At 72.0% G+C, this 22,972-nt stretch carries 18 protein-coding genes; 11 read left to right on the forward strand and 7 right to left on the reverse strand.

All coding sequences use genetic code 11. From position 1 onward, the window contains the following. Positions 1-123: 123 nt before the first annotated feature. Positions 124-3,291 (reverse strand): hypothetical protein, encoded by a 3,168-nt coding sequence (locus ARTHRO9V_RS04090; RefSeq protein ID WP_159825746.1) that lies wholly within the window; start codon positions 3,289-3,291, stop codon positions 124-126. Positions 3,292-3,467: 176 nt separating this feature from the next. On the opposite strand from ARTHRO9V_RS04090, the gene ARTHRO9V_RS04095 reads away from it, so the two are divergent. Together ARTHRO9V_RS04095 and ARTHRO9V_RS04100 are read left to right on the forward strand one after the other, a co-directional pair. Then, the gene (locus ARTHRO9V_RS04095) at positions 3,468-5,660 is read left to right on the forward strand and encodes an ATP-dependent Clp protease ATP-binding subunit (protein ID WP_159825748.1); all 2,193 of its coding nucleotides are present in this window, start codon (positions 3,468-3,470) and stop codon (positions 5,658-5,660) included. Positions 5,661-5,678: 18 nt separating this feature from the next. Beyond that, positions 5,679-6,302: a phosphoribosylanthranilate isomerase gene (locus ARTHRO9V_RS04100; protein WP_056049650.1), complete on the forward strand. Its 624-nt coding sequence runs from the start codon at positions 5,679-5,681 to the stop codon at positions 6,300-6,302. A gap of 57 nt (positions 6,303-6,359) precedes the next feature. On the opposite strand, the gene ARTHRO9V_RS04105 is transcribed toward ARTHRO9V_RS04100, so the two are convergent. Beyond that, a complete protein-coding gene (locus tag ARTHRO9V_RS04105) occupies positions 6,360-7,406 on the reverse strand; it encodes a low specificity L-threonine aldolase (protein ID WP_055978224.1) in 1,047 nt (348 codons plus the stop codon). Positions 7,407-7,612: 206 nt separating this feature from the next. Here ARTHRO9V_RS04105 and ARTHRO9V_RS04110 point away from each other — a divergent pair, with 206 nt between their 5' ends. Both ARTHRO9V_RS04110 and ARTHRO9V_RS04115 read left to right on the forward strand, forming a co-directional pair. Further along, entirely contained in the window at positions 7,613-8,077 is a 465-nt protein-coding gene (locus ARTHRO9V_RS04110) for a hypothetical protein (protein WP_056049647.1), read from the forward strand. Between the two features lie 45 nt (positions 8,078-8,122). Further along, positions 8,123-9,043 (forward strand): AEC family transporter, encoded by a 921-nt coding sequence (locus ARTHRO9V_RS04115; protein ID WP_055978228.1) that lies wholly within the window; start codon positions 8,123-8,125, stop codon positions 9,041-9,043. A gap of 46 nt (positions 9,044-9,089) precedes the next feature. On the opposite strand, the gene ARTHRO9V_RS04120 is transcribed toward ARTHRO9V_RS04115, so the two are convergent. Next, complete coding sequence (locus ARTHRO9V_RS04120) at positions 9,090-9,926, reverse strand: exodeoxyribonuclease III (RefSeq protein WP_056049859.1); 837 nt, start codon at positions 9,924-9,926, stop codon at positions 9,090-9,092. A gap of 122 nt (positions 9,927-10,048) precedes the next feature. On the opposite strand from ARTHRO9V_RS04120, the gene pyrE reads away from it, so the two are divergent. Then, positions 10,049-10,600: an orotate phosphoribosyltransferase gene (pyrE, locus tag ARTHRO9V_RS04125; protein WP_055978230.1), complete on the forward strand. Its 552-nt coding sequence runs from the start codon at positions 10,049-10,051 to the stop codon at positions 10,598-10,600. Next, complete coding sequence (locus ARTHRO9V_RS04130; RefSeq protein ID WP_159825750.1) at positions 10,597-12,948, forward strand: septum formation family protein; 2,352 nt, start codon at positions 10,597-10,599, stop codon at positions 12,946-12,948. Before pyrE ends, ARTHRO9V_RS04130 begins: the two co-directional genes overlap by 4 nt. Positions 12,949-12,979: 31 nt before the next feature. On the opposite strand, the gene ARTHRO9V_RS04135 is transcribed toward ARTHRO9V_RS04130, so the two are convergent. Further along, the gene (locus tag ARTHRO9V_RS04135) at positions 12,980-13,792 is read right to left on the reverse strand and encodes an HAD-IIA family hydrolase (protein WP_056049640.1); all 813 of its coding nucleotides are present in this window, start codon (positions 13,790-13,792) and stop codon (positions 12,980-12,982) included. 74 nt (positions 13,793-13,866) lie between these two features. Here ARTHRO9V_RS04135 and ARTHRO9V_RS04140 point away from each other — a divergent pair, with 74 nt between their 5' ends. The 5 genes from ARTHRO9V_RS04140 (at position 13,867) to ARTHRO9V_RS04160 (ending at position 19,527) form a co-directional block, all read left to right on the forward strand. Then, positions 13,867-14,511 carry a TrmH family RNA methyltransferase gene (locus ARTHRO9V_RS04140; protein ID WP_056049637.1) on the forward strand — a complete coding sequence of 215 codons (645 nt, stop codon included), beginning with the start codon at positions 13,867-13,869 and terminating at the stop codon, positions 14,509-14,511. A 111-nt stretch (positions 14,512-14,622) separates the two neighbouring features. Further along, entirely contained in the window at positions 14,623-15,735 is a 1,113-nt protein-coding gene (locus tag ARTHRO9V_RS04145; RefSeq protein ID WP_159825752.1) for a glycosyltransferase, read from the forward strand. A gap of 104 nt (positions 15,736-15,839) precedes the next feature. Then, positions 15,840-16,862: a glycosyltransferase gene (locus ARTHRO9V_RS04150; protein WP_159825754.1), complete on the forward strand. Its 1,023-nt coding sequence runs from the start codon at positions 15,840-15,842 to the stop codon at positions 16,860-16,862. Beyond that, positions 16,859-18,142, forward strand: coding sequence for a hypothetical protein (locus tag ARTHRO9V_RS04155; protein ID WP_159825756.1), 1,284 nt, complete (start codon positions 16,859-16,861; stop codon positions 18,140-18,142). The genes ARTHRO9V_RS04150 and ARTHRO9V_RS04155 overlap by 4 nt, the downstream gene beginning before the upstream one ends. After that, positions 18,139-19,527: a hypothetical protein gene (locus tag ARTHRO9V_RS04160; protein WP_159825758.1), complete on the forward strand. Its 1,389-nt coding sequence runs from the start codon at positions 18,139-18,141 to the stop codon at positions 19,525-19,527. Before ARTHRO9V_RS04155 ends, ARTHRO9V_RS04160 begins: the two co-directional genes overlap by 4 nt. 134 nt (positions 19,528-19,661) lie before the next feature. On the opposite strand, the gene ARTHRO9V_RS04165 is transcribed toward ARTHRO9V_RS04160, so the two are convergent. The 3 genes from ARTHRO9V_RS04165 to ARTHRO9V_RS04175 are packed head-to-tail and all read right to left on the reverse strand — an operon-like array spanning position 19,662 to position 22,858. Continuing rightward, the gene (locus tag ARTHRO9V_RS04165) at positions 19,662-20,240 is read right to left on the reverse strand and encodes a low molecular weight phosphatase family protein (protein ID WP_159825760.1); all 579 of its coding nucleotides are present in this window, start codon (positions 20,238-20,240) and stop codon (positions 19,662-19,664) included. After that, complete coding sequence (locus tag ARTHRO9V_RS04170) at positions 20,237-21,646, reverse strand: polysaccharide biosynthesis tyrosine autokinase (protein ID WP_159825762.1); 1,410 nt, start codon at positions 21,644-21,646, stop codon at positions 20,237-20,239. The genes ARTHRO9V_RS04165 and ARTHRO9V_RS04170 overlap by 4 nt, the downstream gene beginning before the upstream one ends. A 51-nt stretch (positions 21,647-21,697) precedes the next feature. Continuing rightward, positions 21,698-22,858, reverse strand: a complete 1,161-nt coding sequence (locus ARTHRO9V_RS04175; RefSeq protein WP_159825764.1) for a glycosyltransferase — start codon at positions 22,856-22,858, stop codon at positions 21,698-21,700. Between the last annotated feature and the right edge of the window lie 114 nt (positions 22,859-22,972).

Genomic DNA, 22,972 nt, shown 5'->3' on the forward strand with positions numbered 1-22,972 from the left:
GTGCGGGGGCGTCGGCTCGGGATGCGGCCGGCGGAGGGTTTGGGGGGCCGGGGAGACACCGTGTCGGTGCCTCCCCGGCGGGGTGGTGCGGTGTCGCTGTGGTGCGGGTGTAGCGGTGTGGTGCTAGTTGCCGCTGGGGTGCCAGGCGAAGCCGCTGATCGGGTCACCGGTCTGGCCGTCGAGGGCCTTCTGGGTGATGTTCAGCGTGTAGTTGTGGCTGGGGCCCCAGCCACGGCTGAAGGACCAGTTGCCCTGGGCGTCGGCCTGGACCTCGCGGTAGACCGTGGAGCTCGTGGCGGAGCTGACGGTGACGGTGGCGAACGGCGTGGCGGTACCGGTGAAGGTGGCGGCCACCCCGTTCTCGTAGGTGTCGCCGACCGCGGGGCTGGTCAGGACGAGGGGGGCGAACCGGGGTGCCTTGACGTTGACCGTGGTCTCGGTGGTCGACTTGTCGGGGTTCGTCTGGGTGACCTTGATGGCGTAGTCGTTGGCCGGGCCCCAGTTGCGTTCGGGCAGGGCCCAGTTGCCTTCGGAGTCGACCTCGGCCTGGCCCATGGGCACGTTCCAGTTGTTCGTGGCGTTCACGGCCCGAACGGTGGCGCCGGGGGTGCCGGTGCCCTTGAGCACGTTCATGCCGGGGCGGTAGGTGTCACCGTCGGCGATGCTCGTGACGGCCACGGGGACGTTGGTCTCGCGGTAGTCGAGGTGGATTGTCTGACGTTGGACGTCGGTGCCCTTGGTGGCGACGAAGGTGATGTCGTAGCCGGCCGAGGTGGGGCCGAGGTAGCGGTCGAAGGCCCAGTCGCCCTGGAGGCTCGCGGTCGTGCTGCCCATGGGGGTGCCCCACTGGTTCGTGGCGGCGATCGCGGCGTTGGGTGCCGCGGTGCCGCGGAACGTGGCCGTGCCCTCGGTGTAGGTGCTGTTGTTCGTGGGGCTGGTGATCTGGAACGCGACCACGTTCTCGTAGTTCAGCTTCAGCGTCACGACCTGAGGGGTGCCCACCGGCGGGGTGGCGGTGAAGGTGATCAGGTAGCCGGCCGTGGTGGGCCCGAGGTTGCGGTTGAAGGCCCAGGTGCCGTCGGCGGCGTTCGCGGCGCCCATGGGGGTGCCCCACTGGTTCTTGGCCGTCACGGTCGAGCCGATCGGCGCGGTACCGCGGAACGTGGTCACGCCTGCTTCGTAGAACTGGTCGTTCACGTGGCTCGTGACGCTCAGGGGCAGTTCTGCGGCCACGCGGTTGATGGTGTGGGTGATCTGCTGCACGTCGTCGCCCACCGTCTGGGTGACGACGAGGTTGCTCGTGCCGAGGCTGAGCCCACGGGTCGGCGTGATGGTCCACTCGCCGTCGACGACGGTGCCGGTCCCGATGATGCTGTTGGGCCCGTAGCCGATCGTGACGGTGGCGCCGTCCTGGCCGTGACCGGAGAAGACCGGGCGGCTGGTCGTGACCGTGGAACCCGCTTCGGGGGTCTCGACAGTCGGGGCGACGATCACCGGGGGCTGTTCGCCGTTCTCGGGGTTGAGGGTCACCGTCGAGGTGGTGGTGTTGTTGCCCTTGCCGGTCTGGCTGGCCTCGAGGACGTGCTTGCGGTCGTCGACGTCGGTGGTGCGGATGGTCCACTGGCCGTTGGCGAGCACCTGGGCGCTGCCCAGGACGGTGCTGCGGCCCTCTTCGCGGACGGTGACCTGGGCGCCGACCTCGCCGGTGCCGCGCAGGGTGACCGGGCCGCCGTCGTGGGCCATGCCCTCGACCGGAGCGGTGATCGCGACACCGGCGCCGTAGGCGACGGTGACGACGATCTCACCGTTGGCCTCGCCGTCGATCTCTTGGTGGATGCGGACGTCGTAGTCGCCGCCCGCGTCGGGGGCGCCGATCGGGGTCGACCAGGCACCCGAGCCGAGGCGGGCCTCGGTGCGGGCGATCTCGTCGCCGTCGACGTCGCGGATCACGACGGTGGAGCCGGGGTGGGCGGTGCCGGACAGGACGGCGTCCTGCTCGAGGTCGGCCGGGAACGACACCGAGCCGCGCACAGGGGAGACGTCGAGCACGACGTCGAGGGTGGTCTCGCCGGTCTTCTCGCCGTTCTCGTACTGCGAGAGCGGGATCGGGTTCGAGCCCAGCGTGAGGTCGGTCACCGTGTGCGACCAGCGCCCGTCGGTGCCGGCCTGCACCTGGTCGGGGACGGCAGTGTCGATCAGCACGAACGACCCGGGGACGGCGGTGCCGGAGATGACGGCCGTCCGGTTGGGGATGTCGACCGAGTCGACCTTGCCGGAGAACCCGTTGATGGCGATCTCGGTCCGGACGCCCTGGATGTAGCTGTAGATGTAACCGGTGCTCAGAGCCGCGGCGGCGTCATTGAGCACGAACGAGAACGTGTTGTCCGCGGCCGCCTTCTCGATCTGGACCGCGTTGGGCGAGAGGCGGTCGGGGCCGACGTAGACGTTCGCACCGGCCATCCCGGATGCCTTGCCACTGACGGTGACCCTGCCGTCATCGCCACGCACGACCTGCAGGTCGCCGATGGCGGGCAGGCGCCCGGTGGAGATGGTCTCCCACGTGCCCGACTCGCCGTACTTCAGGCGTACCGTCTCACCGGCACTGAGCAAGGGGGACAGGGTGATCGTCGCGTCGCCGTCGTCGTTCGTTCGACCCGTCGTGCCGTTGCCGCCGGACATGTCCTCGACGAACACGTCCGCGTCATTCTCGCCTCCGGTGATCGTCAACGTCACCGTGTCGTCCGCCTCGTTGTACGACGGGGCATACGACTTCGATTCGATTCCCTGGAAGGAGAGCGGAGATGAGTTCGACAGGCCGAAGAACGAGTAACTACCGATTCGAACCGGGGCGCTCATCGGTGTGCCCGTGACTTTGTTCACTACTCGGGAGTTGCCGTCGATCGAGAACAGAGTCGCGTCGGAGCCGCACCTTCCGCCCAGGGCGACGTAGGGCGTGGACGAGCTCTGGTTCTTGAAGAGGCAGCGATTGGCGTCGCCGTCCACGGCCTCCGCGTAGAAATAGTCCCCGACCCTGGTGGTCGTGAAGACCATCGAATTGGACTGTGCGTCAGCGAGGGTCTGATAGGTGCGGACGTTCCAGGCCGTCGGCGATGCCTGACCGTAGATCGTCCCGTCTGCGCCTTGTCCGACGAACTGCACCTGAGATCCGTCGACGGGTGAGCTGGTAGGGGAAGGGGCTGCGGCCACGGCCGCGGGGCCGAAGCTGAGGCCGGTGACGATCGTGGCTGCGGCCAGCCCGATCGCGCCGGTGCGCTTGAGAGTTTTCTTCATGTGAGAGAGGTGTTCTTTCATGTCTGGGCAACGCGATGCGCCGCCAGGCGAACAGATAGTGAAATGTTAGACACAAAACAAGGCATGCACAACATGACAGGTGCGAGGGCTTGCGATCCGGGCGTGTCGGCGTAAACTTGAGCCAGCTCCACTCAAGTTTCGAGAAAGGCACATCCATGGCGAACATGCAGGGCGCTCCGGCTTCCGACGAGAAGCAGAAGTCGGCGCTCGAGAAGTACGGCGTCGACCTCACCGCCATCGCCCGCAGCGGCAAGCTCGACCCCGTCATCGGCCGCGACGCCGAGATCCGTCGCATCAGCCAGGTGCTCACCCGCCGCACCAAGAACAACCCCGTCCTGATCGGCGAGCCCGGCGTCGGCAAGACCGCCGTCGTCGAGGGCCTCGCCCAGCGCATCGTCGAGGGGGACGTCGCCGACAGCCTGAAGGACAAACGCCTGATCAGCCTCGACCTCGCCGCCCTCGTCGCCGGGGCCAAGTACCGCGGAGAGTTCGAAGAGCGCCTGAAGGACGTGCTGAAAGAGATCACCAAGAGCGACGGCCAGGTCATCACCTTCATCGACGAGTTGCACACCCTGATGGGTGCCGGCGGGGGCGAGGGTTCGGTCGCCGCGTCGAACATGCTCAAGCCGATGCTCGCCCGCGGCGAGCTGCGCCTCATCGGCGCCACCACCCTCGACGAGTACCGCCAGTACATCGAGAGGGACGCGGCCCTCGAGCGCCGCTTCCAGCAGGTCTACGTCGGCGAGCCCAGCGTCGAGGACACCGTCGCGATCCTCCGCGGGCTCAAGGAGCGGTACGAGGCGCACCACGGGGTCACGATCACCGACGGCGCCCTGGTGGCCGCCGCCTCCTTGTCCAACCGCTACATCCCCAGCCGTCAGCTGCCCGACAAGGCGATCGACCTCGTCGACGAGGCGGGTTCCCGCCTCAAGATGGAGATCGACTCGTCGCCCGTCGAGCTGGACCAGCTCTACCGGGGCCTGGTGCGCCTCCAGATCGAAGAGCTGGCCCTCAAGAAGGAGACGGACGACGCCTCGCAGGCCCGCCTCGCCACCCTGCGCGAGACCATCGCCCAGCAGCAGGCCGCCTACGACGACCTCGACGCCCGCTGGCAGGCCGAGAAGGCCGCCCTGCAGGGCGTCGGCACGCTACGCAGCGACCTCAACGAGGCCCGCATCGACGCCGACCGCGCCCTGCGTGAGGGGCGCTACGAAGATGCGGCGCGCATCAGCTACGAGCGCATCCCCGACATCGAGAAGCGCCTCGCCGACGCCGAGTCGTTCGAGAAGTCGGGCGACCGGCTGGTCAGCGACTCGGTCACCGACGCCGACATCGCCGAGGTCGTCGCCGCCTGGACCGGCATCCCGGTCGGTCGTCTGCTCAGCGGCGAGACCGAGAAGCTGCTGCACCTCGAGAGCGAACTCGGGAGGCGCCTCATCGGTCAGAAGGCCGCCGTCCAGGCCGTCAGCGAAGCGGTGCGGCGCACCCGCGCGGGCATCAGCGACCCCGACCGCCCGACCGGTTCGTTCCTCTTCCTCGGCCCCACCGGGGTGGGCAAGACCGAGCTCGCCAAGGCCCTCGCCGACTTCCTCTTCGACGACGAGAAGGCGCTCGTCCGCATCGACATGAGCGAGTACGGCGAGAAGCACAGCGTGTCCCGCCTCGTGGGCGCGCCTCCCGGGTACGTGGGCTACGAAGCCGGTGGTCAGCTGACCGAGGCCGTGCGTCGTCGCCCGTACAGCGTCGTGCTGATGGACGAGGTCGAGAAGGCCCACCCCGAGGTCTTCGACGTCCTGCTGCAGGTGCTCGACGACGGCCGGCTGACCGACGGGCAGGGCCGAACCGTGGACTTCCGCAACACGATCCTGGTGCTGACGTCGAACCTCGGCTCGCAGGTCATCACCGATCCCGGCCTCAGCGACCCCGAGAAAGAAGAGCTGGTGCAGGGCCTGGTGCGCCAGGCGTTCAAGCCCGAGTTCGTCAACCGGCTCGACGACATCGTCGTGTTCTCGACCCTCAGCACCGACGACCTCGGCCAGATCGTGTCGCTCTACGTCGACCGCCTCGGACGACGGCTCACCGATCGCCGCCTCGCGCTCGCCGTCACCCCCGACGCGCGGGCCTGGCTCGCCGACCGCGGCTACGACCCGATCTACGGCGCCCGGCCGTTGCGCCGCCTCATGCAGCGTCAGATCGACGACAAGCTCGCGATGGCGCTGCTCGGGGGCGAGATCGCCGACGGCGACACCGTGCGGGTCGACGTGGCCGACGGGGGCGAGGGGCTGACGGTCGTGCGGCACGACGTCGGCGAGCCCACGCCCGGCGACCTGGACGACCTGCCCGCCTGAGCCCGGCAGACTGGAACCATGCGCACCTGGGTGAAGATCTGCGGCCTGTCCACGCCCGAGACGGTCGACGCCGCCGTCGAGGCCGGGGCCGACGCCGTGGGGTTCGTCTTCGCGGCCGGCAGTCCGCGCACGATCGATCCCGAGGGTGCACGCGCGTTGGCGGCGCGCGTGCCGGCGGGCGTCGAGACCGTCGGCGTGTTCCGCGGGCAGGGCATCGAGACGGTGCTCGAGTCGGCCCGCGCCTCCTCGGTGTCGACCGTCCAGCTGCACGGCGACGAGACCCCGGCGGACGTTGCCGCCGCCCATGCGGCGGGCTTCCGGGTGATCCGTGCCGTCAGCGCCGCCGTCTACGCGGCCGAACCCGAGGAGGCGCGGGTCGCCTTCCGAGAGGACGCCCTGCTCCTCGACGCGATCGACCCCGGTGCCGGCGCCACCTTCGACGTCGGGCCGCTGCTGTCGGCGCCGCCTGCCCGGGAGTGGCTGCTGGCCGGCGGGCTCACCTCGGACAACGTCGCCGGGCTGCTGGCCGGACTCCGACCCCATGGTGCCGTCGGGGTCGACGTCAGCTCGGGCGTCGAGTCGTCGCGCGGCGTGAAGAGCGTCGACCTGATCCGTGCGTTCGTCGAGGCCGCCCGAGCCTGAGCGAACCCGGCCGGAGCGGACCTGGCCTGACCCGACCTGGCCTGAGCGGACCCGGCCTCAGCCGACGAGCGTGCGGGCGTCCTCGACGAACCGGTCGACGTGCGCCTCGGTGGTGTCGAACGAGCACATGAGTCGCACCTCTCCCGTGGCGCGGTTCCAGTCGTAGAAGTGGTGCGCGGCGCGGAGGGGCTCCACGGCCTCGGGCGGCAGGACGACGAAGACGGCGTTGGCGTCGACCGCCTGGGTGACAGCGACGCCCGGCAGGGTGGCCAAGCCGTCGGCGAGACGGGCGGCCATCGCGTTGGCCCTCGTCGCCGACCGCAGCCAGAGGTCGCCCTCGAGCATGGCCAGGAACTGTGCCGAGACGAAGCGCATCTTCGAGGCCAACTGTGCGTCCATCTTGCGCAGGTAGACCAAGCCGGCCCGTGCTTCCTCGGAGAAGGTCACGACCGACTCGCCCAGCACCAGGCCGTTCTTCGTGCCGCCGAACGAGACCGAGTCGACGCCGGCGTCGCGCGTGATCGCGCGGAGCGGGACGCCGAGGGAGGCGGCGGCGTTCGCCAGGCGCGCGCCGTCGAGGTGCACCCGCATGCCGAGCGTGTGCGCGTGGTCGGTCACGGCCCGGATCTCGTCGGGCGTGTAGACCGTGCCGAGCTCGGTGCTCTGCGTGATCGTGACCGCGAGGGGCTGAGGGCGCTGCTGGTCGCCCCAGCCGTAGGCCTGCCGGTCGATCAGCTCGGGCGTGAGCTTGCCGTCGGGGGTCGGCACGGTCAACAGCTTGATGCCGCCCAGGCGTTCGGGAGCGCCGCCCTCGTCGGTGTAGACGTGCGCGGTCGTCGCGCAGATCACGGCCGCCCAGCGCGGGGTGAGGGCCTGGAGGGCCGCGACGTTCGCACCGGTGCCGGTCAGCACGGGGTCGATGGTCGCCCCCTCGCCGAACGTCTCGACGACGACCTCGGCCAGCCGCTGCGTGTACGGGTCGGCGCCGTACGAGCCGACGTGGCCGCCGGCGGCGTCGACGATCGCCTGCAGCACCTCGGGGTGGGCTCCGGCGTAGTTGTCGCTGGCGAACGTGTGGACCGAGGGATCGTGGAGGCGCGTCACCCGTCGATTCTGCCCGACGGCCGGGTCCCGGGGTGTCAGGAGGCGCGGGGGCGCAGGGGAGTGCAGGGCCTGTTCCGAACGGTGACGGCCGCAACGTCTTGTGCAATGTAAATGTCACACGTAGAGTAGTACGTGACGCATCGTCGACTCGATGTCCCGCCCGGTCGGACCCGCCGGGCGCTCCTTCCACCCCGAGAGGCCCCGTCATGCTGTTCGCCCACGCCCCGAAGCTCGTCCTCGCCGGTCCGTACCCGGTGATCCGTCCCGTCGCCGATCGGGCGGCGGCACTCGACGCCGAGGTCGTCGTGCTCTCGTGCGAGATGGCGACCCCGATCGACGACGTCGTCGGCTTCGACTGGGCCGTGGTGGCCGTCGACGCCGCCACCCCGACGGCGGTACAGCTCGACCGTGCGGTCGACAGCCTCGCGGACGGCCTGCGTCGCGGTGCCCTCGTCGTCGTCGCGTCGGATCGCCCGGTCGCCCAGGCGGCGAGGCGTTTCGCCGACGACCTCGCCCGCGCCAGCGGGCTCCCGACCGGCGAGGCGTTCGCCGTCGCCGCGTGCGAGGCGGGTGTCGTCGCCTGGGCCGTCGACGCCCAGGCCGAGGACGAGGCGGCGCATCTGCTCGAACGCATCGGCGCCCCGGTGGGGGACGGCGTGCCCGTGGCCTGACCCGGTCGTCCCGCCGGCCCCCGGGGCGTGCGACAGGATGGACCCATGGGTGGAGTGCTGATCGGGTTCGCGATCATCGGCGTGATCATCGTGACCGGCTACGTCGTCGGTCGCATCGACCTGCTCGGAGAATCCGGCCACCGGGTGCTCTCGCGCCTCGTCTTCTTCGTCCTCACGCCCTGCCTGCTGTTCTCCACCATCTCGCAGGCCGACGTCCACGTGCTGTTCTCGCGGTTGTTGGTGGTCTCGGCGCTCGCCTCGCTCCTGGCCGCCGTCCTCTCGGTCGTCGTCCTGAAGTTCGTCCTCCGACGCAGTGCGGCGCAGACGGCCATCGGGACGATGGGTGGCGCCTACGTCAACGCGAACAACATCGGCCTGCCCGTGGCGACCTACGTGCTGGGCAGTGCCACCTTCGTCGCCCCCGTCCTGCTCTACCAGCTGCTCGTGCTCACGCCGATCGTGCTCGCCGTCATGGACACCGTGACGAACCGCGGCAGCAGCCTCGGGCGCACCATCGCCCGACCGTTCACGAACCCCCTGCTGATCGGGTCCGCCCTCGGTGTGCTCGTGGCGGTCACCGGCCTCGAGATCCCCCAGGCCGTCCGCGAGCCGTTCGAGTTGGTGGGCGGTGCCGCGGTGCCGGTCGTCCTGCTGTCGTTCGGCATGTCGTTGTACGGCTCGAAGCCGTTCCAGGCAGGGCAAGGGCGCGCCGACATCGTCGTCGCCGTCGTCCTCAAGCTCGTCGTCATGCCGGTCGCGGCCTGGCTGCTCGGGGCGTTCGTCTTCGACTTCGACCGCGACGAGCTCTTCGTGGCGGTCGTGCTGGCCGGTCTGCCGTCGGCCCAGAACGTCTTCAACTACGCCCAGCGCTACCAGACCGGGGTCGTCGTCGCCCGAGACACGGTCTTGGCGACGACCATCCTCTCGGTTCCCGTGCTGGTGCTGGTGGCGGCGTTGCTCGCCTGACCCGCGCCTCCTGGTGTCGAGCGCCGCAGGCGAGCGGGGCCGGGGTTCAGAAGATCATCGGGCGGTCGTCGTCGAGCTCGGTCTCGAGGTCGAGGTCGACGACCACGGGGACGTGGTCGCTCGGGGCGTCGCCCTTGCGCTCGTCGCGATGGATGGCCGCGGACGTCACGAGGCCGTCGAAGGCCTTCGAGCCCAGGATGAAGTCGATGCGCATGCCCTCGTTCTTGGGGAAGCGCAGCTGCTTGTAGTCCCAGTAGGTGTAGCCGTCGGGCAGGCGCGAGCGGACGACGTCGGTCAGGCCGACCTCTTCGAAGCGGAAGAAGGCGTCGCGCTCGGGTTGGCTGACGTGCGTGTGGCCCTCGAAGACCGACATGTCCCACACGTCGGTGTCGAGCGGTGCGACGTTCCAGTCGCCCATCAGGGCCAACGGCTGGTCGGGGCGCGCGGCGAGCCAGGCCTCGGTCTCGGCGGCGAGCTTCGAGAGCCAGTCGAGCTTGTAGTCGTAGTGCGGGTCGCCCAGTTCGCGGCCGTTGGGCACGTAGAGGCTCCACAGGCGGACGCCCTCGACCGTGACGCCGATCGCCCGCGCCTCCTTGGGCTGGTCGGGGCCTTCCTGGCCCTTGGCGAAGCCCGGCTGCGACGGGAAGGTGATCTCGACGTCCTCCATCGGCAGGCGGCTGACGAAAGCGACGCCGTTCCACTGGCTGAGCCCGTGCAGTTCGACCTCGTAGCCGGCCTCGCGGAAGGCGTCGTAGGGGAACTGCTCGGGCTTGCACTTGATCTCTTGCAGTCCCGCGACGTCGACGTCCTCACGGACGAGCCAGTCGACGACCCTGCCCACTCGAGCCCGGACGGAGTTGACGTTGTAGGTCGCGACGCGCATGCCGACCACGGTACCGGGCCGGCACCGGCGGGGTCCGAGGCCGCCGCCGTCCACCGACGGGGCGTCGAGCCGTGTCCGCCCGCCCCGACGTTCGGAGCCCGCCTGCTCTACCATGGGTCACCGTGACCGACGCACGCACGCAGCTCATCGACTACATCGGCTCCGAGGCCGTCTTCCACGGCGACTTCACGCTGACCAGCGGCAAGAAGGCGACGTACTACATCGACCTCCGCAAGGTCAGCCTCGACCACCGCGTCGCGCCCCTGATCGGCCGGGTCATGGTCGACCTGATCGACGAGGTGCCCGACGTGTTCGCGGTCGGTGGCCTGACGATGGGCGCCGACCCGATCGCCGCCGCCGTGCTGCACCAGGGCGTGGCGCTCGGCAAGGACTACGACGCCTTCGTCGTCCGCAAGGAGCCCAAGGACCACGGCCGCGGCAAGCAGGTCGAGGGCCCCGACCTCGAGGGCAAGCGCGTCATCGTGCTCGAGGACACCTCGACGACCGGCGGTTCGCCCCTCGCCGCCGCCAAGGCCCTCGAGGCCGTCGGAGCCGAGATCGCCGCCGTCGCCGTCGTCGTCGACCGCAGCACCGGGGCCCGCGAGGTGATCGAGGCGGCCGGCTACCCCTACTTCGCCGCGATCGGGCTGGAAGACCTCGGGTTGACACCGTGACCGACGACCGGCCCAGGGGCGACGACGGCGACGACGCCGGGCGCGACGACGCCAGCGACTGGCTCGCCGCCCAGTTCGACGGTGCCGACGACGACGACGCGACCGACACCCCGTCAGGAGGCGCGGGTCGTCTTCCCGACACCGCCCCCGAGGACGTCCCCACCCAGGCCCTCGACCTGCCGCCGGCCACCCGAGCGGTCGACGTCCCCCACGACGACGACGACCCCGAGCGACCGGCTGACCCGGGTGGTGCGTCCGTGCCCACGGGCTCGGCCGAGGTGTCGCCTCCGACCCCCTTGCCGTTCGTCGTGCCCGAGTCCCCGGCCGGGACGCCTCCGCCGAAGACCTTCGGTCACCCCCAGGCACTCGACCTCGGAGCGCTGACGGGGTCCGTGCCGCCGCCGCCTCCGTCGTCCGTGCCCGTTCCCGACCTTCCCGCTCAGCCCAAGTCGAGGCGACCCGAGTCGCCGCCGTCCGACCCCGAGGACGCCGATGACGCCGGTGATGCCGCTCAGGCGTCGGGTCTCGCCGACGTCGAGGAGCGTGCCGGCGTGAGCGACGAGCCAGGGCCCTTCACCGCCCTCATCTCGGCACCCCGGGCCGAATCCGCCGAACCAGCGACCTTCGACTGGGATGCTCTGCCCGAGCCCGAGCCCGAGCCCGAGCCCGAGCCCGAGCCCGAGCCCGAGCCCGAGCCCGAGCCCGAGCCGGCGTCCGATGTCGAGCCCGAGTCCGAGCCGATGCCCGAGCCCGAGCACCGAGCGGAGCCGACGTTCCAAGCGGCGGCAGAGCCAGAGCCGACGCCCGAGGCCGAAGTCGAGCCCGAGCGCCTCGTTGAGCCGGAGTTCCAAGCAGAGCCGGAGCAGACGCCCGAGCCAGAGCCGATGCCCGAGCCCGAGCCGGAGTTCCAGGCAGACCCCGAGCCCGAGCCGGCGTCCGATGTCGAGCCCGAGCCCGAGCCGGCCGTCGATTCCCGCGAAGGCGGTGTCGAGGCGCCGTGGTGGGTCGAAGAGCACCACGAGATGACGCGGCGTGAGCGTCGTCTGGCCGAGGCAGCCGCAGCCGCAGCTGCTGCGGCCGCTGCCGCCTCGGCGGCCTCCCGTGGCGGGGTCGAGCCCGGCGTCCCCGGCGCCGCGGCGGTCCCCTCGACGCCGACGCTGACGCCGACGCCGACGCCGACCCCCACGACCCAGGCGTCGTCCGTCCCGGAGCCCAGGGCCGACTCCGGCTCGAGGGGGGACCGCGAGCCCACCTTCACCGAGATCCTCGGCGTCGTCCCGTCAGGTGCAGGCACCGCGCCCGTCGAGCCGCGGGGCGCACGTCCCGAGAGCGAGCACGAGCCCGAGCACGCGACGAACGCGGACGACGCCCCCGGCGCCTGGTCGCTGTCCGGCTCCGGCGACGTTCCGCCGTCCGAGGTCGGGCCCGTGCCCGACGTCGAGCAGTCGTCCCGCGCCGACCGAGACCCAGACGCCGACGCCGACGACGAGGGCCTGGACGACGGGGCCGAGGTGACGACCGCGACCGCGCTGTTCGCGCCTCCTCGTCCCGCCCTCGACGAGCGCGCCGACGTCGACGACCCCGGGGTCGATGCCACGCAGGTGCTGCCCGGCGTCTCGATGAGCGCCACCTCGGCCCTGACGGGCGAGCGGCCGCGCCGTGAGGTCGGCGGAGCCGGCGTGTTCGTGCCGCAGACCCGTCCGGTGAACGAGAGGCCCGCCACGACACCCCGCACGGCGGGTCTGGCCGAGTGGGTCCGGTCGCACAAGGGGCTGGCCGCCGTGGGTGCCGGGCTCGTGATCCTGTTGTTGCTGGTCGCGCTCTTCTTCCTCTCGCGATCGCTCTTCGCCTCCACCGACGACCTCACGAGCGACGCGTCGGCCGCCGCCGCGGCACCGACCGCGGCCCGGACCGTGACGGCTGCGCCGGTCGAGCCCGCCGCCGAGGTCGCCCCGGCCGGGCCGCTCGCGGCAGGCACGCACTCGTACGCCGACCTGCAGGGCGGCGAGTGCTTCTCGGCGTTCGAATCGGCCTGGCAGCAGGACTACGAGGTCGCCGACTGTGCGCAGCCGCACGTCGCCCAGCTCACCCGACTGGGCACCCTCGACGGGGACGCGGCCGCGGCCTACCCGGGTGCCGACGTGCTGCAGAGCCAGATGAACCTGCTCTGCACGGGCGCGGACGCGCTCGACCGGCAGGCCGCCGCGGCCTACCCCGACGTGCAGTTGCTCGCGAGCTTCCCGGCCGACGCCGACGCGTGGGCCGCCGGCGACCGCACGTACTCGTGCTTCGTCAACCGCAGCGGCGGCGAACCCCTGACGACCAGCCTCGTCGCCGTCGCGGGCTGACGCGTCGAGGCTGCCCGCGCCTCCGGAGGCCTCAGGCCTCGGACGGCACCACGTCGGACTCGATCGGCTCGCTGCGCACCAGTTCGTGCACCCCGGCCAGGATCTCGTTCGGCCGGAACGGGTAGCGGTCGATCTCGGCCTGGTCGCTGATGCCCGTCATCACGAGGATGGTGTGCAGCCCGGCCTCGATGCCGGCCATGATGTCGGTGTCCATCCGGTCGCCGATCATCGCCGTGTTCTCGCTGTGCGCGCCGATGCGGTTCATCGCCGAACGGAACATCATCGGGTTGGGCTTGCCGACCACGTAGGGCTCCTTGTTGGTGGCCTTCGAGATCATCGCGGCGATCGCGCCCGTCGCGGGCAGCACGCCGTCGGCGCTCGGGCCCGTGGCGTCGGGGTTCGTGACGATGAAGCGTGCACCGCCCAGGATGAGCCGCACGGCCTTGGTGATCGAGTCGAACGAGTAGTTGCGCGTCTCGCCCACGACGACGTAGTCGGGGTTGGTCTCGGTCATGATGAACCCCGCCTCGTGCAGGGCGGTGGTCATGCCGGCCTCGCCGATGACGAAGGCCGAGCCGCCGGGCATCTGTGACCGGCAGAAGTCGGCGGTGGCGAGGGCGCTCGTCCAGATGCGCTCCTCGGGCACGTGCAGCCCCGAGGCGCGCAGACGGGCCGCCAGGTCGCGCGGGGTGAAGATCGAGTTGTTCGTCAGCACCAGGTAGGGCGTGCCCTCGTCCTGCCACTGCTGGATCAGGTCGGCCGCGCCGGGCAGGGCGTGGTTCTCGTGGACGAGCACGCCGTCCATGTCGGTCAGCCAGCATTCGACGTCTTCGCGTGCACCCATGGCGCTCACCTTAGCGAGGTGCCCTGACGACGAGGAGGCGCGGGTCGCCTCCGCCCACCGCCTACCCTGGTCGGATGCCCCAGGACGAGTCCCCGACCCCGCCGAGCGACGAACTCACGCACGGGGTGGGCCCCTGGCCCGGCGGCGAGGAGGCCTGGCCCGAGGGGGACCACTTCGACCCCGAGCTGCTGCGCGAGGGTGACCGACGCAACGTGGTCGACCGCTACCGGTACTGGACGATGGAGGCCGTGGTGGCCGACATCGACGCGCACCGGCACGGCTTCCACGTCGCCGTCGAGAACTGGCAGCACGACATGAACATCGGGTCGATCGTGCGCAGCGCCAACGCCTTCGCGGCCGACACCGTGCACATCATCGGTCGCCGCCGGTGGAACAAGCGGGGGGCGATGGTCACCGACCGGTACCAGCACGTGCTGCACCACCCCGACGTCGAGACGTTCCTGGCGTGGGCCCGTGAGCAGCGCCTCCCCGTCCTCGCCGTCGACAACGTCGAGGGGTCCGTGCCGATCGAGACGTTCGACCTGCCCGAGCGCTGCGTCCTCGTCTTCGGGCAGGAGGGGCCTGGCCTGTCGCCCGAGGCGCTCGCGGCGGCCGAGGCCGTGCTCGAGATCTCGCAGTTCGGCTCGACGCGCAGCATCAACGCGGCGGCGGCCGCCGCCGTGGTGATGCACTCGTGGGTCGTGCGTCACCGCTTCTGACCCCTCGATTCGGGCGATCGTTGACCTGACTCATATTTCACACCTATACTCTTGATGATCGGCCTGAGGGTCGATCACCTCCTGTCTCCCGAACAGAAGCGAGAGTGCCCCGTGCCGTCGTCCGCCCCGTCCCCCGCCGCTGGCGGCTCCCGCTCGGCGCCCCGGGTCCTGCTCGTCGCGGCGCCGTTGATGGCCCGCAGCGGGGTCTACCGCTCGACCCACGACCTGGTCGCCGAAGCGCGGGGCCGGGGGCTCGACTGGCGAGCCGTCGTGGGGCTGCGCCCGACGGCTCGCGGCACGGTCGCGACCACCCCCGGCGTCCGCGAGGTGACGGTCCACGCGCACGGTCGCGCGGTCGTCGACGAGGTCGCCGGTCTCGTGACGAGCGCCCCCGAGGCCGATGCCGCCGACGTGGTCGTCACGCTCGTCACGCAGAGCGACGTCGCCCTCGCCCGGCTGCGCCGTCACGGGTCCACGCCCTGGGTGGCGTGGGTCCGCGGACTGCCGTGGCCCGCTCCCGGTGAGCAGGCGCGCCTCCGTCGGGTCGCCCTCCGCCTCGTCGAGGGTCGCGCCCTGCGCGGGGCCGACGACGTCTGGGCGACGACGCCGGTCCTCGCCGGCGAGGTGGCGCGGGCGCGCCGTCCCCACCTCGTCCCGGCCGGCATCCGTCTCTCGGCCCGCAGCTCGTGGGGCGAGGCGGCCACGCCTCTCGTCTGGGCGGCCCGGTTCGACGTCGACAAGCGGCCTGCGGCGTTCGTCGAGCTCGCGGCACGGGCGGGCGTCCCCGGCCGCCTGCACGGGCAGGGTCCGCTCGAGGACCGGCTCCGCGCCTCCTTGCCCGACGGCGTGACCATGCCCGGGTGGGTCGACCCGGCGAGGCTGTGGGACGACGCCGGACTCTTCGTCGGGACGGCCTCACGAGAGGCCTTCGGCCGCAGCGCCGTCGAGGCCGCCGCCGCGGGCGTGCCCGTCCTGCTGGGTGACAGCTACGGTGCCGCGCCCCTCCTCGTGACCGACCCCGACCTGCGACGACGACTCGTCCTGCCCGTGGGCGAACCCGACCGGTGGCTGTCCGCCGTCCGCGACCTGACCGCCGACCGCGCGCTGCGCCGGACGGTCTCGGACCACGTCGCCGCGAACGCCTCGCTCCTGTCCGTCGGTGCGTCGGTCGACGCCGTGGTCGACCGGCTGTCCCGGCTCGGCATCACGGCGGCCGCCCGATGAGCGGCCCGTCCGGTCGTCCGACCCGAGCGCCTCGCCCCGGGGCGGGTCCCCTCCGGGTCCTCCAGTACGGGGTGCACGACACGGGCTACCCCCGTAACGTCCGCGTGCGGGCCCACCTCGAACGACAGCTCGGCGCGTCGGTCGTCGTCGCCCCGCGGTCGCGTGCCGCGGGTCGGCTGCGTCGCGCGATCGAGGACGTCCGCTCACTCGTCCGGGGCGCCCGGCAGGCCGACGTCGTCCTGCTCTCCGAGTTCCGGCTCAGCCACGCGCCGCTCGCGTGGCTCGTCGCCCGTCTGCAGGGTGCCGCTCTCGTCGTCGACGGGTTCGTCGGTCAATACGAGACGGCGGTCGACGACTGGCGGCGCGTCTCCCCGGCATCGCCCGCGGCCCTCCGGTTCCGTGTGCTCGACGCCGCGGCCGTGAGGTGCGCGGATCTCTACCTGATCGACACCGAGCCACGGGCCGCCGAGATCGTCCGGCGCCACGGCCCTTCGGCGACGGTCGTCCCCCTCGCGGTCGGTGCCCCGACCTGGGCCACCCGGCAGCCGCCCGCTCGGCCTCACGACGCGCTCCGGGTGTTGTACTACGGGGGGTACATCCCCCTCCACGGCGTCGATCTCGTCGTCGACGCCCTCACACTGATCGGGGCCCGTCGCCGGGTCGAGGTCGTCCTCGTCGGCGACGGTCCCGCCCGCCGGGCCGTCGAGGCCCGGGTCCGTCGAGCGGGCCTCGGCGACCGGTGCACCTTCGTCGACGCGGTGCCCGAAGACGAACTCCTCGCCCACATCGCGCGGGCCGACGTCGTCCTGGGGGTCTTCGGCTCCTCGGCCAAGGCCCGCGGCGTCGTGGCGAACAAGGTCTGGCAGGGGCTGGCATGCGGTCGGACCGTCGTCACCCAGCGATCGAGCGCCCTCGACGACGTCCGGTGCGCGGCAGGGGGCCTGCTCGTCCAGACCGAGCCGGCCAGCGCCTCCTCGATCGCCGACGCGTTGGCAGGGGCCCCGCTCGCCCACCAGGCGGAGTCGCCCCGCGACGTCGCCGAGCGCCTCGAGTCGGTGGTGCAGAGATCGTACGACCGGTTCACGGACCACCTGTCGGCCCTCGGCCCTCGGCGGGTCCACTCGTGAGGGGATTCGGGCGGCAGATCGGCCGTCTCGCCCTCCACCTGCTCGTGCCGGCCCTCGGTGCGGCCGCCCCGCTGGCCGTGATCCCCGCGATCACCTCGACCCACGGGGCGTCGGGCTGGGCGGCGGTGGCCGTCGGCCTGTCCGTCGGCATCGCCACGGCGGTCGTCGCCGAACTCGGCTGGAGCATCGTGGGCCCGCAACGCGTCGCCCGGGCGACCCGGCCACCCGGTGACCTCTTCGCCACCGCATCGGCCAGCAAGCTCGTCGCCACCGCCGTCCTGCTGCCGGTCGCGGCGGCCGTGACGCTCGCCGTCGTGGACGAACACCGCCCGGCGGCCGCGCTCGTCTCCGTAGGGGTCGCGCTCGGCGCACTCAGCCCGACCTGGTACTTCATCGGCCTCGGGCGCCCGCTGTTGGTCCTCGTCGCCGAGACGTCGCCGCGCGTGCTGGCCTCGCTGGTCTCGGCCGTCGCGATCGCCGCCGGTGCGCCGCTCGAGGTCTACGGCGCGGGCATGGTCCTCGCGGCCGCCGTCACCTTCGGCGTGGCGCCTCGTCTCGGCGGTGCCCGTCTGCCCGGGGCGGGCGACTTCCGCGCCGTCCCGGCCGTCGTGCGCTCCCAACTCGTCCTCGTGGTCGGACGAGGCGTGGCGACGACCTACAAATCCCTGCCCGCGGCCCTGCTGGGCACCGTCTCGCCCGGTTCCGTGGCCGGATTCGCCGCGGTGGACCGACCGTTGCGCATGGGGCTGCAGGTCGTGTCCGCCATTCCCGACCGCCTGCAGACCTGGGTGGGCGTGCCCTCCGCCGAACTCGCGCACCGTCGCAGCCTGGTCTCCCTCGGGCTGAACGCCGGGCTCGGCCTCGTCGTCGGCGTCGGTTTCGCGCTGTCCATGCCGGCCGTCGCCGTCGTCCTCTTCACGGGCACCGTCCCGGTGTCGCCCGACCTCGCCCTGGCGGGCGGCGTGCTGATCGCCGTCATCTGCGCGTCTCGTGGCGCCGGCCTCGCCCTGGTCAGTGCAGGGCGCCACGCCCAGACGACGACGGCGTCCGTCGCGTCGGCGGTCGTCGGCGTTCCGGGAGTCCTCGTGCTCGGCGCCCACCACGGCGCGCTGGGCGCCGTGTCGGCACTCGTGTCGGCCGAGGCCGTCGGGTTCGTCGTCCAGCTCGTCGTCCTCGCGCGGTCGCGCCGCGCCTCGTCCGTGCCGGCCGTCGAGCCCGCCGCCGAGCCCGCCCCGGTCGGTCCGTCGAATCCGCACGCTCGAGGGGAGGCCGCCCGATGATCGTCGTCCTCGCCGGTGCCGTCGCGGCGGCCCTGGTCGCATTCGTCGGCGGGCTCCTCCTGCCGGCCGACCGGCGACGAGGCGCGGCGCTCGTCGTCGCCTTCGCCGTCCTGATCTCGACGACGTCGGGTTCCGCGCCCGACATCGTCCGCCACGCCGCCGTGGCCGCCGTGGCCGGCGTCTCGGTGGCGGCACTCGTCTCGCCCCGGTCGTGGTCGATCGGCCGCCCTCGGGCCACACTGGCGACGACCGCGTTCTTCGCCTTCTCGATCGTCTGCGTGCTGGCGCTCGCCCCGTCGACCATCGTCCTCATGGCCGAGCTCGCGGCGATCGGGGTCGCGATCTCGTGGCTCGTGTCGACGTCGTCGTCCCGGGACCTCCGCGTGTTCGTCCGCGGTCTCGTCGTCCTCGGCCTCGCGCAGGTCGTGGTCGGAGTCGTCGAGCTCACGATCACCCATCGTCCGATCCCCTTCGGGTACAAGGTCCTCGCGACGGGCCGCTCGTTCGTCAGCGACAACAAGATCCTGCCCGGTGGTCTCGTCCGGGTCGAGGGCACCCTCGGCCACCCCATCCCGTACGCCGTGTTCCTCGCGGTCTGCCTGGTCCTCGTCCTCGTCGCGCGGCGGACCTTCCCCGTCTGGTTCCCCCCGTTCGCCGTCCTCGTGCTGTCGGCGGGCATCCTGCTGTCGGGAAGCCGAAGCGTCGTCGCCGCCGTCCTCCTCGCCGTGACCTACGTCCTGATGACCTCCGAGGCGCGGTCCCGGGCCGCGAAGATCGTGCTGACGGTGCTCGGGGCGGTCGCGGGTGCCGCCGCCCTGGCGTCCGAGATCGTCGACGCGGTCGGGACGCTCGTGGCATCCGGCTCGTACGAGAACCGGATGGGGGCGGTCCGATCGGTCCCCGGACTCCTCGCGCGGCCCGCGCTCGAGGCATTGGCCGGCAGCGGCTTCGGAAGCGAGGCCGAGTTGTACGCCCGTGGCCTCCTGCCCCAAGAGGGGTTCACGGTCGTGGACAACCAGCTCGTGACCACGCTCGCCACGTTCGGTATCGCCGGGATCGTCTCGCTGGTGGCGGCGCTCGTCGTCGGGTTCGTCCACGCCTCCCGGACGGGGCGGGCAGTCCTCGTCGTCATGATCGTCACCCTCTTCTCGTTCGACTACTTCGTCTGGTTCTCGACGTCCGCGATCTTGTGGGCCTTCTGCGCCTTGCAGGACCGTCCCGGCGACGACCGAGCCGCGCTGGACCCGTCCGGGGCGCACCCGTCCGGGTCGCACCGGGGTCGCGACGACCGGGGTCGCGACGACCGGGGTCGCGACGACCGCGTCCTCGGCGACGCGTCGGACCGGCCCGGCGTCGTCGGCGGCACCCTCACGGCAGCCCGCTGAGCGAGCGGGACCGTCCCCGTCGCGGGACCGTCCTCGTTGCGGGACCGTCCCGCCGCACGGTCGTCCCCGGTGACGACGAAGCGCCCCGACGACCAGGTCTTCGGGGCGCTCCGTCGGAGGCGGTCGGGGCGGGGTCAGGCTCTCAGGGCTCGCCCGAGGTAGGCGAGGACGTCGTTCGTCGCGTCGACGATCTGGGCGGTCGACTTCGCGTACACGTCGGCTCCGAGCCCGAAGGGGTCGACGACGTCGTCCTCGTCGGGCGTGACGAGGGCGCCGGAGCCGCGGTGCGCCGCCGCGAGGGCGACGACCCGGTCCAGACGCTCGGCGGGGTCCGGGGTCGATGCGATCGCGCGTGCTGTCTCGTGGGGATCGACGAGACGACTCAGGCGTGCGAACTCCCGCAGGGTGAAGGTCGTGCGGTTCGCCCTCGGCACCAGCGAGACGACGGCCCGGCGGTGTTCCCGGGCGAGCGCCAGGACGAGGGGAGCGCGACCCACCACGTCGGCCGTCAGCTGACGGGCACGATGGGTCGACAGGTCGAGCCCGAGGGACTCGGCGGCCTTCAGGGTGGGACGTGGCGGCGATTCGCCCACCACCGCCGACGTCCCGAAGCTCTCGACGGCTGCCGACGTGGCACTGCGCACGAGTTCGGCGGCCAGCGGCGAGCGGCAGATGTTCCCGGTGCACACCATCACGAGGGGCGGGATGGTCATCGGGCCGCCGCCGTCGAGGCAGGGACCGAGTTCTCGGTCACCGAACCGTAGTAGCCCCCGTAGGCGCCGTACCCGTAGGCACCCAGGCCCTTCGTCGGGGCCATCGTGAGGACGACCCCCAGGGTGCGGCTGCCGATCTCGGAGACGGCGGCGAGGGCCTGCTTCAGCTGGTGGCGCGACGATCGCTGGGCGGCGGTCGCGACGATCACGCCGCTCACGCAGCGGCTGAGGACGGCGGCGTCGGTCACCGGCAGCAGGGGCGGGGTGTCGATGATGACGAAGTCGTAGTCGACCTCGACCGTCGAGACGAGGCTCGCCATGGCGAGCGAGCCGAGCAGTTCGCTCGGGTTCGGCGGAACGGTGCCCGAGGGCAGCACGTGGAGGCCCAGGCGTCCCCACGGCTGCACGACGTCCACGAGTTCTGCCCGTCCGACGAGCAGGTCGGTCAGTCCGACGGCGCCCTCGAGGCCCATGACCTCGGCGACGCGGGGCCGGCGCAGGTCCGCGTCGACGAGCAGCACGGAGGCGCCGGTCTCGGCCAGGCAGACGGCCAGGTTCGCCGCCGTCGTCGACTTGCCCTCGCCGGGCATGGCCGACGTGACGATGAACGTGCGGCTGCGTCCCTCGAACGAGACGAACTGGAGATTGGTGCGGAGGGCGCGGTAGGACTCGGCGAGTGGGCTGCGCGGATCGTTGTTGACGACCAGCGGGGCCGAGGAGGCTTCTGTGTGGAAGCCGATGCCACCGAGCAGCGGGGCGTTCGTCACCCCCTCGACGTCGGCCTTGCTGCGGATGCGCGTGTCGAGGGTGTTGCGGAGGAGGGCCAGGGCCGTGCCCGAGAGGATGCCCAGGACGAGGGCCAGGCTGATCCAGAGGACCGGCTTGGGGTTGGCCGGGCTCGTCGGCACGACGGGAGCGTCGATGGACTCGACGGTGACCAGCCCGCTGCCGCCGCCCACGGGTTGTTCGAGTTGCTCTTCGACCACCTTCTCGAAGCTCGTGGCCACGGCGTCGGCGAGTCGTGCGGCCTGCGCGGGGTCGCCGTCGGTGACCGAGATGTCGATCAGCGACGTGTTGACCGGGCTGGAGGCCGAGATCTTCGAGGCGAGCCCGGCGGGGGTGGTGTCGAGCCCGAGATCGGCGATGACGGGCTCGAGCACCCGACCCGACGTGACGACGGAGACGTAGGAGCGCACCTTGGCCTGCGCGGCGCTGCTGCCCTGGACGAGGTCGCCGGCGTCCGACGAGCCGATCGACGAGACCGAGACGAAGAGCTGGGTCGACGACGAGTACGACTTCGCCGTCGCGAGCGACGCGGTCGCCCCGAGCAGCACGGCGCTCAGGGTCACGACGACGATGAGGACCCACCGCGTCCGGACGACGGTGATGAAGGTCTTGAGTTCCATGGAGTTCTTCCCTGCTGAACGGCGTGGTGTCGGATCGGGGGCTGAACGGGTCTAGGACGGTCGGAGGGCCGGCAGGCGGAGCGCGTCGCGGACGACGTCGGCCTTCTGTCGCCACGTGGCGTCGGGAGGGATGGCCCCCGGGAGCCGGGGCACCCGCCCGTCGGAGCCTGCGGCGAGTGCGGCGAGCACCGAGGCGTGCCCGGCGGTGTCGGCGACCGTCACGCCGTCCAGGCCACGCGCCTCGATGCCGCAGACGGCCGTGCTGAGGACGGGCAGACCCGCCGCGCGGTACTCGTAGGTCTTGATGACGTCGCCGCCGACCTCGCGCTCGCCGACGTGGTGGGGCACCCAGCCGACGTCGAAGGTCTGCAGCAGGGCCGGTACGCGGTCGTAGTGCACGTCGCCCAGCAGGGTGACGTTGGGCGACTCGGCCAGCACCCCGTACTCGGCGTCCAGCACCGGGCCGGCGAACACGAACGACACGTGGGGCAGGGCGGCGACGGTCGCCAGGATGCCGGCGAGGTCGAGCCTCCGCCCGATCTTGCCCACGTACCCGACGGTGGTCGGGCCGGTCGCCCGGCTCGTGCCGTCGAAGCGGTGGGGGTCGCAGCCGTTGGGCAGCAGGACGACGTCGGTGCGTCCGTGTCGGCGGGCGAGGTCGGCGGTGCCCGCGCCGTTGGCCGTCACGACGTCCGCGAGGGCGAAGGCGGCCGCGTAGGCCTCGTCGACCTCGGCGCGGATGCTCTCGAAGGCGTAGTGCCGGCTCCAGTCGTCCAGCAGGTCGAGGACGACCCGCCGGGGACCGGCGAAGGGATTGGCCGCGACCGGGGCGACGGCGGCGAAGGGATTCCAGACGAGGGCCGGCACGGATGCCGCCGACGGGGGCAACGAGGGGTAGGCGCGGGCGGACGCGACCCACCAGCGTCGTCGGTCGCGCGGGTCGGGAGCCCGGAGCGTGATCGGGTCGACCGACCGGGTGCCGACGGCCGGTGCCCCGATCGGGCGGCGGCGGGCGATCGAGGTCACGAGGGGCTCCGGCCTCGAGACGACGGTGACCCCGCCACGGCCCGCGAGGTCGTGACCGAGCCATTCGATCAGGTGACCGTCCCGGGTGCGGTAGCCCTCGTCGAGCAGCTTGCGCTGGCCGTGCATCGGGTACGCCAGGAGGGCGGGGGAGTCGAGGGCGGCGCGGCGCGGTCGGGTCGTGGGCACGGTGGTCTTTCGTCGAGAGCTCGCGGGCACCGTGGCGCCCGACACGGCCGATGACCGTGTGTGATATCTCAGTATTGCACGACGAAACGAGTTATACCAGGGTCGCGACGGTCC

The organism is Frigoribacterium sp. 9N, from assembly GCF_902506305.1.
In the GTDB taxonomy this organism is placed as follows: domain Bacteria; phylum Actinomycetota; class Actinomycetes; order Actinomycetales; family Microbacteriaceae; genus Frigoribacterium.